Origin of the sequence: Exiguobacterium sp. S3 (assembly GCF_018617295.1) — a bacterium.
GTDB classification, from domain to species: Bacteria; Bacillota; Bacilli; order Exiguobacteriales; family Exiguobacteriaceae; genus Exiguobacterium; species Exiguobacterium profundum.
Window position 1 is genome coordinate 315,735 of the sequence record NZ_JACSJW010000003.1, and the last position, 14,022, is coordinate 329,756.

The following is a 14,022-nucleotide window of genomic DNA, read 5'->3' on the forward strand; positions in this document are numbered from 1 at the left end:
GAGCTCTACCCGAAATCAAGGCATCGTGAGGTTTCTTCTTACTTATTTGATTAATTCGAGTTCGACCGGAATGTTTTCCTCCACTGTTTCACCTTTCAGATGATTGATTGCAGCTTCTACACCCAACTTCCCAATCTCAGCGGGCTTTTGTGCAACCGTAGCTGCCATCGTCCCACCTTCGACCGCTTTGACGGCATCGTCTGTCGCATCGAATCCGATGACTTTCACGTCACTCATTCCAGCCGCTTCGAGTGCTTGAACGGCACCGAGTGCCATCTCATCGTTATGTGCGAATACAGCGACGATGTCTTTATTGTCCTGTAAGATGTTCTCCATGACCGTCAATCCTTCTGCACGGTCAAAGTTTGCCGATTGTTTTGCCACGACTTCCAATTTCCCATCGATGGCTTCGTTGAATCCTTGTCCGCGGTCACGTGTCGCAGACGCTCCTGGAATCCCCTCGAGCTCGACGACTTTTTGCCCTTCGCCTACGAGTTCGACCATGTAGTCACCCGCCAACTGTCCACCTGCGACGTTATCTGATGCCACGTGGGCGACGACGTCCCCTGTTTCAGCGTTACGGTCTACCGTGATGACGGGAATGCCCGCATCGTTTGCTGCCTGTACTGCCGCGCCGACCGCTTCTGAATCCGTCGGGTTGATGAGAATCAAATCCATCCCCTTTTGAATCATATCTTCGACGTCATTCACTTGCTTCGCCGCGTCGTTTTGCGCATCCGCTACCGTCAACGTCGCATCCATTTCGTTCGCCTGTTCTTCTGCGCCTTCTTTCAGTGCGACGAAGAACGGGTTATTCAATGTTGAGATCGATAAGCCGATTTCATAATCGCCATCTTTCGTTTCCGTTTCAGACGATGACCCCGGTTGTTCAGTCGAGCAAGCTGCCATCAGTACCATTGTCAGTGCGAGTAGCCAAGCTGTCCATTTTTTCATGTTCCGTTTTCCCCTTTCGCGTGTTACGCGTTTTGCCGACGATCAAGCAATACTGCAAACAATATAACTGCACCTTTTACGACGAGTTGGAAGAATGATGATACGCCAAGAAGGTTCAATCCGTTATTTAATGTTCCGATGATCAACGCCCCAATCAACGTCCCGACAATCCAGCCGCGACCACCCGCAAGACTCGTTCCCCCGAGAACGACCGCTGCGATGGCATCGAGTTCATACGATGTTCCTGCTGTAGGTTGTGCGGAATTGAGACGTGACGTCAAGATGATGCCAGCGAGTGCCGCAAGCATACCGGATAGCGAATAAATCATGATTTTGACTTTATTGACGCCAATCCCCATCAATTTAGCCGCTTCTTCATTCCCACCAATCGCATACGTATGACGACCAAATGTCGTCTTCTTCAAGATGAAGTAAAGGACACCGAATGCGAGTAGCATCGTCAATGCCGGCACCGGAATGATCCAGAAATAACCACGTCCGAGCATCTCAAACCAACCGGAATTCCCGAGACCCGTAATCGGTCTTCCGTCCGTATAGACGAGCGTCAATCCCCGATAAATGGTCATCGTAGCCAATGTCGCGATGAACGGTGCCACTTTTCCGTACGTGATGACCGCCCCGTTGAACGCTCCGAGAACGGCACCTGCAATCAAGCCGAGTGCAACGGCCATAACCGCATGTTGACCGTCCACCATCATGCCTGCCACCAGTGCAGAAGCGAGCGCCAAAATCGAACCGACCGATAAATCGATGCCCCCTGTCAGGATTACAAACGTCATCCCGAAGGCAATCAAGGCATTGATCGACACTTGGCGGAGTACGTTAAAGATATTATTTAATGATAAAAATCCTGGTTCGAGCGCCGTCACGACGACGACGATGACGAGTAGACCGAACAGCGGTCCTAATTTTTGTCCCCATCCGAGTCGACCCGGGCGCTTCAGCGAAGTTGTTGCTTTCAATTCCATATCATTGCCCTCCTGTCGCATACGTCATTACTTTTTCTTGTGTCGCCTCTTCTTTCGTGAGCGTTCCGGTTACGACACCTTCCCGCATGACAACGATCCGATCACTCATCCCAAGCACTTCCGGTAAATCAGAAGAGACCATGATGATGGCGACACCTGATTCCGCGAGATCGCTCATGATATTGTAAATCTCTTTCTTAGCACCGACGTCGACGCCTCGGGTTGGTTCATCCAAAATCAAGACGTCCGGTTCGACACCTAACCATTTACCGAGCACAACCTTCTGTTGATTCCCACCAGACAGCGACTTCACTTTTTGTTCCATCGAATGATGTTTGACCCGCAATTTTTGTAAGTATGTCTCGGCGAACGTCTCCTCCTGTTGCTTCGAGATGACCGATCCTTTTGCTCGTTTATCAAGTGTCGGGAGCGACAGGTTTTCTCTTAGCGAGAAATCGAGGAGTAAGCCCTCTCCTTTTCGGTCCTCTGTCAAAAACGCGATACCGTGCTTGATGGCGTCGGCTGGGGTCTTGATTCGAATCGGTTTCCCATTCAGTTTAATGCCCCCCCCTTTGTGGGTGTCTGCTCCGAATAGCGCACGCATCACCTCGGTACGCCCCGCTCCCATCAATCCAGAAAACCCAACGATTTCTCCGGCACGAACGTTGAACGATACGTTGTGGAACCGGTTACCTATTAAATCATCCACCTCGATCACGACGTCCCCAAGTGTAGCGGTACGCGTCGGATAGCGTTCTCCAATCTCGCGACCGACCATATCGCGCACCGTTTCCTCAAATGAGGTGTCCTGAATCATGCGAGTCGAAATGGATTGTCCATCCCGAAGTACCGTGATCCGATCACATAAGTCAAAAATTTCTTCCATTCGGTGTGAGATATAGATGATGGACACACCTTGATCACGTAAGGCCCGTGACACTGCGAAGAGTGCCTGGATTTCACGATCCGTCAAGGCGGCTGTCGGTTCATCCATGACGATGACCTTCGCATCCGTCATGAGCGCCTTGGCAATCTCAATCATCTGTTGCTGACCGACCGACAAATTGCGCGCCACTTCATCGACATCCATGAACACGTTCAATTCAGCCAAGTATTCTCGGGCACGTCTGGTCATTTCCTGCTGTTTGACCATCCCGAACGGTCCCGTCAGTTCTCGACCTAAAAACAGATTTTCTGTCACCGTCATCTCCGGTAAGATGTTGAGCTCCTGATGGATGAAGGCGATGCCTTCTTGCTCCGCTTCTTTTGGGTGCTTGAATTGACGTTTCGCGCCGTCGATGAGAATCTCGCCTTCATCCTGTGCATACAGACCGGTCATCACCTTCATCAATGTCGACTTCCCGGCCCCGTTCTCGCCCATAAGGGCATGAATCTCTCCAGGCAACAGTTCGAAATCGACTCCTTTTAAGACGGAGACTGGCCCGAACGACTTATGGATGCCTTTCAACTGAATATGCATCGAATCCCCCCTTAAAAAATGACCCCGGCATGTAAGATGACGTTGGCGTAAGGTGTCGCTTCCCCAGTTCGAATGACCACTTTCGCTTTTGCGACCTCCCGTTTGAAGTCTTCATGCGAACACATGTCGATGCTCGTGTACCGTTCTTTCAGTGAATCCGCAATCGTCGAGTTGTGTGTGAGGATTTCCTCAGCAATCGTGATGCGCTCTACGACCAAATCCGATTCGACGACATCGAGCACCTCAAGAAAGGAAGGTTCCCCGATGCGGAGACTAAGATCGACCCGCTTGACCCCGTCTGGAATCGGTAGCCCACAATCGGCGATGACGACGCGATCCGTATGCCCGAGGTCGGCAAAGATTTTTGCTAAATGACTATTCAAAATTCCTTGTTTTTTCATCACACGCGCTCCAATCGTTGTTGTACATCTTGTCGTGTCGGCATACCACCTTGTGCACCGAAGTCTTCGACACTCATGCCGGATGCGACTACGGCAAACCGTACGGCCGTCTCCAAATCGTCTTGTTCGATGAGGGAGACAGCGAGTGCACCGTTGAACGTGTCACCTGCTCCTGTTGTGTCGACGACGTTTGCTCGGATGGCTGGCACATGACGGACGTCTCGTCCGTCATGGAATCGAACGCCATGGACGCCTTCCGTGACGAGTAACTTGTTCGGATAACGTTTGAGAACATCATCTACGGACATTCCGTTGAATAAGTCACGGCATTCATGTTCGTTCGGCGTTAAATACGTGACGTCCTCAATCACTTCTGGTGGAAGCGGTTGAGACGGTGCCGGATTGAGTAGCACCGGAATCCCTTTCTCTTTACAGTAAGCGGTCACTTGTTTTACCGTCTCGATTGGAATTTCGAGTTGCAGGAGCACGAACGCCTGCTCGTCGAGAAAATGTTCGAGCTCCTCATCCGTGAAAACGACTCGTTTGTTCGCCGATTGGACGACGACAATCGAATTATCCCCTTCTGCTAATACGATATGGGCCGTACCCGTCACTTCCTCCGGTATGATCTGAACATGCGTGACATCGACATCGTGTCGTTTGAAGTTTTCAACAACCTGTTGACCGAACGGATCACTTCCCACGCAACCGACCATCTGAACAGTGCCGCCTAATTTGGAGGCAGCGACCGCTTGGTTCGCACCTTTTCCCCCTGGAACGGTGCGGAACGACTCACCGATGACCGTTTCTCCGGCTTGTGGCCGTTTGTCGGATGTGACGACAAGATCCATCGATATACTGCCAATGACAACAATGCGTTTCATTCTTTATCTCTCCTTCCGCTTTGTCGTGTGTCTTTCAAGTAACGTGACCGGTAATAACATCTCTTTCGGTCGCGTGTCTTTTTTCTCAATCAAATCGAGCAATCGTTCTGTCGCCACTCGCCCCATCTCATAGATAGGCTGGACGATGGTCGTCAGCGGCGGAGACGTCATCTCGCCTAATTCGATCCCGTCATATCCGATGACCTGTAGCTCTTCTGGGACACGAATGTCTCGACGGACTGCTTCCTGTAATACGGCGGCTGCAATCACATCGTTCGCTGCGAAAATGCCATCGAATGGCCAAGCATGGTCGAACAGTTCTTGAGACGCTTTCAAGGCGTCTTTGAACGTGAACGTGGACTCGGTCATCCCGACGAGCTTCTCTCCCGCTACTTCGACAAATCCTTCGGTTCGGCGTTTGACCGTTTTGAGATGATCCGGTCCGGCAATGTGTGCCAGTCGTGTCGCACCACGTTGTAACAGCGTGTCGGCCGCCAACTTTCCACCCTCATATCCATCCGATACAACAGCGTCGATTCCCGCTTTCACGATTCGGTCAAGTGCGACCATCGGTAAATCCAACGTCTCGTAATTCGGATTGTGCGAATGGTTTGTGGTGATAATCAGGCCATCGACGTGCATCGTTTGCAAGGCGACTAAATACGTCTGTTCTTTTTCAAGTTGTTCGTCTGTATTGCACAAGACGACTTGATACCCATGTTGATTGGCGACATCTTCAATCGCCCGAGCCAGCTGTGGAAAGAACGGGTTCGTAATATCAGGCATGATGAGTCCAATCAAGTTCGACGATTTTTTATAGAGCGAACGTGCGACTCGGTTGGGCGCGTAATTCAGTTCCGCAATCGCCTTTTCGACCGCTTCTTTCGCCTCTTCGCTCACATATCCGCTTTTATTCATGACGCGTGATACGGTCGCCACTGAGACGTTCGCATGTTTTGCTACTTGTTTGATGGTCGCCATTTGACATCCTCCGTTCTGGAAACGCTTACAAAACCATCTTAATGTGTAACCGGTTACATATCAAGGGATTTTTATGATTTCATGAAAAAACACATTGAAATCGTGCTTCAATGTGTAGAGAACGTCGGATTTAATTGGACATGGACGAGGTTTTCTACCGTTCGTCCGTCGAGTCGGGTCAATTCTTGTGTTTTCGTGAACGCATAAGTGAACCCACACTTCTCAACGACGCGTCGCGATTGGTCATTGAAGCTGAAATAGCCGCACCAAATCCGTTCTAGTCCTAACGCTTCAAATCCGAATCGGATTATCGCCTGAACGGCTTCTGGCACGTAACCATTTCCCCAATAATCTGGACTGAGCACATAACCGATCTCACGCTGTGCATCATGTTGAATCGACGGGTCTGGTCTTCGGTCGTGTAACCCGATGCTACCGATTACTTGCCCGGTCTCTTTCAAGACGATGGCCCATACATCTGCTTCCTCGATAAACAGTTGAATGACGTCCCTTGTTTCTTCAATCGATTCATGAGGTGCCCAACCCGCCATCGGTCCGACTCGCTCATCTTTTGCATAATGATACATATCCTCTGCGTCTTTTAACGTAAATGCCCGTAAAATCAATCGTTCTGTCTCTAGAGTGATCATATCAACCCGTCCTTTTCCTTCAAGTTGTTTCCTCGACCGACCTAATGGGAAACGTTAGGCGAGGAGGAATGAACATGCCATTTGACTATGATTTAAATTTTGATGAAATCGACTTCCGACAACAACCCGAACTGTACCGGGTCGGTCGTGGCGAACAAGGTGTGCTACTCGTCGAACCGTATAAAAGTGAAATTTTGCCTCATTGGCGATTTAAGACGCCTGAGATTGCGAAGCAATCTGCCGAAGAAATCATGGAATTGTTTGAAGCGTATCGCGCGAACGACGATTTCGTCGGGATGGACATGTCCCGAAAGTTCATCCAAATGGGTTACACACGAGCCCGACGCTATGCCAATTATAAAGGTGGTCGTAAATATAAAGAAGACGGTGACCTCCATGAGCGCGAAATCGACGAAGAGAAGGCAGAGTCTGCCCGCATCTTCAAAACATATTGGGATCAACTTCGTGCCGATGAGGATTATTTGCGACGTAAAAAGGCACATCAGAAACAATATGGTTAATCGCGTACCATCACTTGAAACGGAATCTCATTTCGCTCGAATGATGTGATGGTACGAAATCCAACCGTTTCGTATAGATGAATCGCTCGTTCGTTGAAGGAGGCGACCGTCAAGCGAAGCGGTTTGCCCCGTTCCATCGCTCTCTCCATGACGTATGTCACAAGCGATTTTCCATATCCTTTCCCCGTCAAATCAGGTCGCATCCCCAACCCGATATCCGTAAATTCTAAACAATACGGATATGTCGAATTGGGCACTTGAGCCGGGGAACCGATGCAATAAAATCCAATCAGCTCATGCTCCTCTACAATCACCTGATACGTCATCAACTCGGCGATTCCCTCTTCAGAAGGCGATTGATTATAGAAGTCATAAGGAGCTCCATAGGTCCATTCTTGAATTTGACATGCCCATTCACGCGTCATCGGTCGGTGATGCATTCGTCTTCCCTCCGTACTCTTTTCACGATTTCTATGTAAAAAAGATGAGGTTGCCCTCATCCTTATTTTCGAGTCCATTCTGCCGTCATCGCTACGTCTGCTGCATGCATGAGATTATGAATTGGACAACGTGCCTCGACAGCCTTCCTTAATGCTTCGATTCGCTCATCCGATTCGGTCGTATCCAATACGATTTTCATATGTGTCGACTCAAAGTAAGTTCGGACACCTTCCATCCCTTGGAATCCTCGAGGATCGAGCGTCCCTTCTGTTACAAACTCGACCCCTTCATACTCAAAGTTCAAATCCTGGGCGGCATAGGCAATCATGATGGTCGTACAGGACGACTGGGCACCGAGAAGATACTCGAGTGGATTCGGTCCCTTGTTCGTCCCACCGAGTCGTTCTGGCTCATCCACGATAAATGGGGTGTGATCGCCTACACGCACAGTCGTCTTAACGCCTCCGGCTTCTCCTTCGGCGCGCATCGTTACTAATGGTCTTTCTGACATGTTGCATCCTCCTCTCCATAATCAAACACTACTATTTTCCCTTTATTTCGGACCATGTAACGCCTCGTCATAGATGGCGTAATCATTTTTTCCATCTTGCTTGATCTGATACATCGCCTGATCCGCTTTATGGATCAACGTGTCTAAATTTGTTCCTTGGTCGGGAGCATGACTGACCCCAATACTCGCACGGATTGGAATCGTCACATCGGACGTGTGGTAAGGGTTTTGATTTAACGTCATCTGAAGTTCGTGAATAAATGCAAGCACTTCCGATTCTGTTAAATCCACTAAATAAATATAAAACTCATCCCCGCCAACACGAGAGGCCAAGCCAACGTCTCGTGTCGACGCTTCCAGCAATCCACCCAAATGAGTTAAGAAATAATCTCCAATCTGGTGACCGTACGTATCATTGACTGCTTTAAAACCGTCCAAATCAATAATCAATAAAGACAGCATCGAGGAACTAAGCAACGCCTGGTCTGCGCGTTCATAAAATGCACGTCGGTTCGCCAGCTTCGTCAGTGGGTCATGATAGGCAAAGAATCGGATTGTTTGCTCGGCCTCTTTAAACGAGTGGACATCCCGAATGATAATCATCCCGTGAATCGTGCGGTCGATATCGACAAAATCACCATCGATGACGACGTAAAGCTCTTGCCCAGACTTTGTCATAATCTTCGTTTCAAACTCTATAAACTTTTTACGTGTCCGAAAATGTTGGCTGTAGTGTTCCATCCACTCTGCTTTTTTCTTTTCTGGCAACAAATCGATAAACCGTTCATTCACGACACGGACAGTATGAAATAGCGTGCGTGCGGCCGGATTCGCACTTTCCACCCTCCCATCCGGGTCAATCAACAAGATGGCGGATGGATTTAAATTATAAAGTGTCCCATATCGTTTTACATAAGAGGTTAAGAAGTCTAAACGATTCATCGCAACGACCAATGCTACCGCCCAAACAAGCCCCCCATACATGTATGAATAGGGTGGGATCAACCCACGAAATTGAAAGTAGCCGAATACAATATCCCATATTAGTACGGCATTTGCAGTCCAAAAAAGCATGCGCAATACGCGTTGGTGTTCTCTTCGTTCCGCACGCTTCAATGCATAAAAAATGAGACCAATAATCAATAGATGAAAAATGTTTCCGACGGTCAACGTAGTTAAATACGATGAGTTGAACTCAGGATAAATCCAAATGCCTACTTGTTCAAACTGTTGACTGTTGATGATATTCTCCTGACGGACATACGTCAACACAACAGGAATCAATGGTAAATAGACGATCCATGGATACAACCACTTCGGTGCCTTTGCGCCGACGCCTGTGATACTTAATATGAAATGAACAGAGAAGATAAAAATGAAAATCCCAGCGTTCCCAAACCAATAGGCAATGAGTGCCGGACTGTATTCAATCGGCGATAGATGGCGGACAAATTCAGCCAAGAAGAGCATCGAATAACCGAACACAAACAGGCTCAGCAAACGATGCTCGACTTTATTCGGATTTCGTTGAAAGACATCGAGTGCTAAAAAGCCGAGTAAAAATGACGGCAACAAATAGACCGCCAGATAAATGAACATCTCGGTCATGCGGAACCTCCTCACCTGTTCGTATTCTTCTATTTCGTTATCCTGCGTTCTTTTCCCTCTTTAACGCGACAAAAAACGGGATGATTTTCTCATCCCGTTTTTGATGTCACACACTTATAGCGTTTCTTCGATTGGGGTATCCCCTTTGATCAAATCAATTGCTTTGTTCTGCACGTTTGAATGGTTATGAAGGACATGCACCAAGAATGATGCGACGTCTTCGCGTGGAATCTCTCCACTTCCCTCGAATTTCGTGTTCACTTTGCCCGTTCCCGCATCATCTGTCAATGCACCCGGACGAACAATCGTGTACGTGAGTCCACTCTGTTCGAGTAAACGATCTGCATGATGCTTCGCTACGTAGTACGGCTTCATCGAATCTGGCCAAGCTGAGCGATCCTCCGCTTTCAAGGCACTGACCATGACGAAGTGTTTGATGTTCCCGTTCGCTTGTGCTGCTTCGATACTCTTCGCTGCACCGTCTAGGTCGATCAAGAGTGTCTTGTCTGCTCCAGTACTTCCACCAGAACCTGCCGCGAATACGATAACATCCATTCCATCAATCGCTTTTTGCAAATCATCTACTGAACCTTCGAGGTCACCGAGTACCGCATTGTACCCTTTTGACTTAAAATCCTCGAGTTGTTCTTCTTTACGCACCATCGCCGTGACGTGATGCTTTCCTTCCTTGTGTAACTTCTCCACCAATTGATGGCCAATTTGACCGTTTGCACCGATTACAAATACGTTCATCTGTCTTCCTCCTCAAAAATGAATTCAGAGACAAGCGAAACGCCGGGTAGCCGTTGCTACATCCGGTGCAGAAGCAATGGCAGAAATGACGGCAACGCCGTCTGCCCCGTCACGAATGATTGAAGGCACATGCTCTGGACGAATACCTCCGATCCCCACAATCGGAAGCAGTGGATAGTGATGGCGAACTTGTTGAATCAGTTCCGTGCCACGCACATGTCCTGCATCCAGTTTACTTTGCGTCTCATGAATCGGACCAATGCCGACATAATCTGCAAATGGAAGAGCCGTTCTGACTTCCTCCATCGTATGGACAGACACCCCCAACCATTTATCTGGTCCTAGCCGTTCTCGAACCTGTTTGGCAGGTAAGTCGTCTTGTCCGACGTGAATGCCATCCGCGTCAATCGCGAGCGCCAAGTCGACGTCGTCATTGATGATGAACGGAACACCCGTTTCTCGACACAGACGTTGGAGCGTCCTTGCCATCGCTTCTTTTTTATCTCCATACAATGCATCTTTACCTTTTTCGCGAAATTGAAAACATGTCACACCACATCGAAGTGCCGTTTTGACGGTCGCCACCAAATCGGAAGCGTCCGTCGTTCCACACACAAAGTAAAGGCGAAGCTGCTTAGCGAGCGCTTGTTTCGTACAGAACGTCAACGGTAATCACCTCTTCTTTCGCTAAACGATGTCCCCAATGATTCGTCGGTCCATGCCCCTGTCCAATCGATAATCCATGTGCAATCGCCTGATGAATAAACTGCTTCGCATCTACGACGGCTTGGCGTAGTGTCTTCCCATACGCTAGTTCGGCCGTCAATGCGGCAGAGAACGTACATCCCGTCCCGTGCGTATCTTTCGTTTGGATTCTAGGCGCTTTTACACAGAACGTTTCAGTCTCGCTCATAATCAAATCAACGGCCTCCACATCATCCGTATGCCCACCTTTGATAATGACGGTATCGACACCAAGTGCTCGAATCGCCTGTGCGGCTTTCATGCGGTCTGCCTCGGTTCGAATTTCCATTCCTGCCAGCACTTCTGCTTCAGGAATATTGGGGGTCACGATGGTCGCCTGTGGTAGCAGCTTCGTGCGCAGTGCTTCGACTGCACTTTCCTGTAGCAAGGAGGCGCCACCTTTCGCCACCATGACAGGATCGACTACTACATGTTCGAAATGATATCGTTCGAGCCCCTTCGCTACCGCTTCAATTCGTTCAGCGTCTACCAACATCCCGGTTTTACAAGCGGTGATGTTAAAATCATCCGCTACCGCATCAATTTGTCGGATAATCATTTCCGTGGAAATCGCCTCGATTCCATGGACCCCAAGTGTGTTTTGAGCGGTAATCGCAGTCAACACGCTCGTCCCGAATACACCGAGTTCTTGAAACGTTTTAAGATCGGCTTGAATACCGGCCCCTCCTCCTGAGTCAGATCCTGCAATCGTCAACACTTGAGGTCTCATGATGTCGACACCTCAATTCGATTCGTCGGGATGGTATGCTGTGCCAATTGATGGAGCGCATTTAAAAAGTGAATCGGGAAGTCTCCCGGTCCTTCCGCCCGTTCACTCGCCAACTCACCGCAATAGGCGTAGCCTGACATGGCGGTCACCGTCGCTTTAAGGGTGTTCTTTTCGACTGCTAAGCAAGCCCCTACCACTGCACTGAGTAAACATCCTGTACCGGTCGTCTCGGTCATGCGTTTCGTCCCGCCATGTATTTCCATAACGACGTTCCCGTCGCTTACCATATCTTCTTTTCCAGTCACGGCCACGACACATCCGTATCGTCTCGCTGCTTCAAGCGCCAATTGTCGAGGCTCGCATGCACCGTCACCAGCATCGACACCACGAGCCGCCCAATCGACGCCAATCAATGTCGCAATCTCTCCTGCATTCCCTCGAATGACCGATACACGAACATGACGCAAAATGCGTTCGACCACATCTCGTCGAAATGACGTCGCTCCGACACCGACCGGGTCGAGTATAATCGGGCATCCCGCTTCGTTCGCAGCCTGACCTGCGCGAATCATCGTCGCTTCCGTCATCGTTCCAAGTGTACCGATGTTAAGTACGAGCGCATCGCTCACGAATGTCATCTCCGCTACTTCTTCGATTGCATCCGCCATGACAGGAGAGGCGCCGATGGCGAGCAATCCATTCGCCGAAAAGTTCGCCACGACCGTGTTCGTGATATTGTGAATCAATGGCGCCTGCTGTCGAATCTCATTCCAAATCTCATGTCTCATTGGTTGACCTCCTGCGACAATGACCACGACTCAAGCGTCCAAGCCATTTCCCAAAAAGCGACTTCGTAATAGCAACTCTTCAAGAATAGTTTCGTATAGCGCACGCGCTCTTCTTCTGTCGCTTGACCAGCCAGTTCATCCAAACGATCAATTTGCTCTTCCACCAGCTCACGGAACCACTCCGAACCATACGTCGCAATCCAAGCTGAATAAATCGGATGATCAGGACGCTTGTCTTTAAGACGTTCTCCAATCTCGTAATACACCCAATAACACGGAAGGATTGACGCCAATACGTCCCCGAGAGTCGGTCCTGCCTGTTGCATATGAAGGGCATATGCATAAGCGGTCGGTGCTGGCTCAAATGTCGCCAATTCGACATCCGTCACGTTCAGCATCGTAAAGAACTCTCGATGAAGGGAGAGTTCCGCCTCAATCGTGTGTAGCGCATGCGTCAAAAAGCGGCTCGATAGTTCCATCGTCGGAGCGAGGGTTGCCCCTTTGGCCTGCACTTTTGAAAACTGATTCAAATAGTATGAGTCTTGCATGACGTAATGTCTGAATTTCTTCTCATCGAGCGTCCCTTCTCCGAGTGAACGAACAAATGGGTGATGAAAGCTTGCTTCAAACAATCCATCCGCCTCTTGACGTAAGTGATCTGTAAATTTCATAATAACTCCCCCTTATAAACTGATAAAAAAGACGCCGCCTCCCATAACGGAAGCGGCGTCTCGAACAATCATATCTAGGTGAAGCCATATGAGTCGTCTCGCCCACTTCCCTACGCTAGCGTGAACTAGATCAGGTTCGAAGGGTCTGGACCATGTCCATCTCAGCCGCGTGACGCGACTCCCCTAGTGGCAAACATTATGAAATTCAGTCGTCTTCGACCACATTCTATCAATCTTTTCATCAATTGCAAACCTTTTCTGATTCCGTTTCCTATTCTTCGTTACGGGAATGGGTAAGTGACTCTGTTCGTACTGAAAAGGATGTGTAGAGATTGAATACCATTTTATTGACGATTGCCTTACTGTTCATCAGTTTGAACGTATTTTGGTTTTTCAAACGTCGAACGTACAAGCAAACAGGATTTGATGGAAGATTGTTCACTCAGTTGTTCGTCAGCCTATTCGGTGTCATGTTAGGATTCACATTGATTTATTATGCACTGTCTCGTGATTCAGTCATTCTCGTGACTTCACTCGAATCCATGAATGCCGTCGAACCGACTTGGGAAAATTCATTGTATTTTAGCGGTGTCACTTTACTTTCGATTGGCTTTGGTGATTTGTTACCGGTCGGTTTAACCCGATTATTCGCTATCATCGAAGGCGCCATCGGTATTTTGTTACCGAGTGCCTTCTTCATCAAATCGATTTATCAAAAAGACAAGTGAAAATCTTCCTATCGTCCCGTGATGAGTAAAAACATATTAAATGCCACGAGACCAAGGGGAAGCATCGCAACCAAAATAATCGGCCATTTCTTTAAACGAATGCCGACAAAGAGGACCAGACTTCCAACAAGTAGGGCAATAAATGTCGTGTATGGATTCATGAAAAAACGCTCCTTTCTCTATAAGGA

General features: G+C 48.8%; 18 protein-coding genes and 1 riboswitch. Of the genes, 2 read left to right on the forward strand and 16 right to left on the reverse strand.

Features of this window, described 5'->3' with window-relative positions; all coding sequences use genetic code 11:
- Positions 1–42: 42 nt before the first annotated feature.
- From rbsB to KNO65_RS10415, 7 genes are all read right to left on the reverse strand, one after another.
- Entirely contained in the window at positions 43–954 is a 912-nt protein-coding gene (rbsB, locus tag KNO65_RS10385; RefSeq protein WP_031421977.1) for a ribose ABC transporter substrate-binding protein RbsB, read from the reverse strand.
- Between the two features lie 23 nt (positions 955–977).
- A complete protein-coding gene (locus KNO65_RS10390; RefSeq protein WP_159563085.1) occupies positions 978–1,943 on the reverse strand; it encodes an ABC transporter permease subunit in 966 nt (321 codons plus the stop codon).
- Between the two features lies 1 nt (position 1,944).
- Positions 1,945–3,423: a sugar ABC transporter ATP-binding protein gene (locus KNO65_RS10395; RefSeq protein ID WP_214784004.1), complete on the reverse strand. Its 1,479-nt coding sequence runs from the start codon at positions 3,421–3,423 to the stop codon at positions 1,945–1,947.
- Positions 3,424–3,434: 11 nt separating this feature from the next.
- Entirely contained in the window at positions 3,435–3,824 is a 390-nt protein-coding gene (gene rbsD, locus KNO65_RS10400; protein WP_012727563.1) for a D-ribose pyranase, read from the reverse strand.
- Positions 3,824–4,708, reverse strand: coding sequence for a ribokinase (gene rbsK / locus KNO65_RS10405; protein WP_214784007.1), 885 nt, complete (start codon positions 4,706–4,708; stop codon positions 3,824–3,826). Before rbsK ends, rbsD begins: the two co-directional genes overlap by 1 nt.
- A 3-nt stretch (positions 4,709–4,711) precedes the next feature.
- On the reverse strand, positions 4,712–5,689 hold the full coding sequence (locus KNO65_RS10410; protein ID WP_159563088.1) for a LacI family DNA-binding transcriptional regulator: 978 nt from the start codon (positions 5,687–5,689) through the stop codon (positions 4,712–4,714).
- Between the two features lie 107 nt (positions 5,690–5,796).
- Positions 5,797–6,339: a GNAT family N-acetyltransferase gene (locus KNO65_RS10415; protein WP_214784010.1), complete on the reverse strand. Its 543-nt coding sequence runs from the start codon at positions 6,337–6,339 to the stop codon at positions 5,797–5,799.
- A 74-nt stretch (positions 6,340–6,413) separates the two neighbouring features.
- On the opposite strand from KNO65_RS10415, the gene KNO65_RS10420 reads away from it, so the two are divergent.
- A complete protein-coding gene (locus tag KNO65_RS10420; RefSeq protein ID WP_214784013.1) occupies positions 6,414–6,860 on the forward strand; it encodes a DUF4385 domain-containing protein in 447 nt (148 codons plus the stop codon).
- On the opposite strand, the gene KNO65_RS10425 is transcribed toward KNO65_RS10420, so the two are convergent.
- The 8 genes from KNO65_RS10425 to tenA all read right to left on the reverse strand — a co-directional run bounded on the left by KNO65_RS10425 (position 6,857) and on the right by tenA (position 13,106).
- On the reverse strand, positions 6,857–7,300 hold the full coding sequence (locus KNO65_RS10425) for a GNAT family N-acetyltransferase (RefSeq protein WP_214784016.1): 444 nt from the start codon (positions 7,298–7,300) through the stop codon (positions 6,857–6,859). The genes KNO65_RS10420 and KNO65_RS10425 overlap by 4 nt on opposite strands.
- Positions 7,301–7,362: 62 nt before the next feature.
- Complete coding sequence (locus KNO65_RS10430) at positions 7,363–7,812, reverse strand: OsmC family protein (protein WP_074035459.1); 450 nt, start codon at positions 7,810–7,812, stop codon at positions 7,363–7,365.
- 42 nt (positions 7,813–7,854) lie between these two features.
- A complete protein-coding gene (locus KNO65_RS10435) occupies positions 7,855–9,420 on the reverse strand; it encodes a GGDEF domain-containing protein (protein ID WP_214690371.1) in 1,566 nt (521 codons plus the stop codon).
- Positions 9,421–9,534: 114 nt separating this feature from the next.
- Entirely contained in the window at positions 9,535–10,173 is a 639-nt protein-coding gene (locus KNO65_RS10440; protein ID WP_078147808.1) for an SDR family oxidoreductase, read from the reverse strand.
- A 24-nt stretch (positions 10,174–10,197) separates the two neighbouring features.
- The gene (thiE, locus tag KNO65_RS10445) at positions 10,198–10,839 is read right to left on the reverse strand and encodes a thiamine phosphate synthase (RefSeq protein WP_074035455.1); all 642 of its coding nucleotides are present in this window, start codon (positions 10,837–10,839) and stop codon (positions 10,198–10,200) included.
- Complete coding sequence (thiD, locus tag KNO65_RS10450) at positions 10,808–11,647, reverse strand: bifunctional hydroxymethylpyrimidine kinase/phosphomethylpyrimidine kinase (protein ID WP_214784019.1); 840 nt, start codon at positions 11,645–11,647, stop codon at positions 10,808–10,810. Before thiD ends, thiE begins: the two co-directional genes overlap by 32 nt.
- On the reverse strand, positions 11,644–12,435 hold the full coding sequence (thiM, locus tag KNO65_RS10455) for a hydroxyethylthiazole kinase (protein ID WP_078147811.1): 792 nt from the start codon (positions 12,433–12,435) through the stop codon (positions 11,644–11,646). Before thiM ends, thiD begins: the two co-directional genes overlap by 4 nt.
- The gene (gene tenA / locus KNO65_RS10460) at positions 12,432–13,106 is read right to left on the reverse strand and encodes a thiaminase II (RefSeq protein ID WP_159563096.1); all 675 of its coding nucleotides are present in this window, start codon (positions 13,104–13,106) and stop codon (positions 12,432–12,434) included. Before tenA ends, thiM begins: the two co-directional genes overlap by 4 nt.
- Positions 13,107–13,196: 90 nt before the next feature.
- A riboswitch (TPP riboswitch) is annotated at positions 13,197–13,301 on the reverse strand.
- 137 nt (positions 13,302–13,438) lie between these two features.
- Between tenA and KNO65_RS10465 the strand changes: the two genes are divergently transcribed.
- Complete coding sequence (locus tag KNO65_RS10465) at positions 13,439–13,834, forward strand: potassium channel family protein (RefSeq protein ID WP_214784022.1); 396 nt, start codon at positions 13,439–13,441, stop codon at positions 13,832–13,834.
- An 8-nt stretch (positions 13,835–13,842) separates the two neighbouring features.
- Here the strand turns inward: KNO65_RS10465 and KNO65_RS10470 are convergent, their stop codons facing one another.
- A complete protein-coding gene (locus KNO65_RS10470) occupies positions 13,843–13,995 on the reverse strand; it encodes a hypothetical protein (RefSeq protein WP_012727577.1) in 153 nt (50 codons plus the stop codon).
- Positions 13,996–14,022 lie beyond the last annotated feature (27 nt).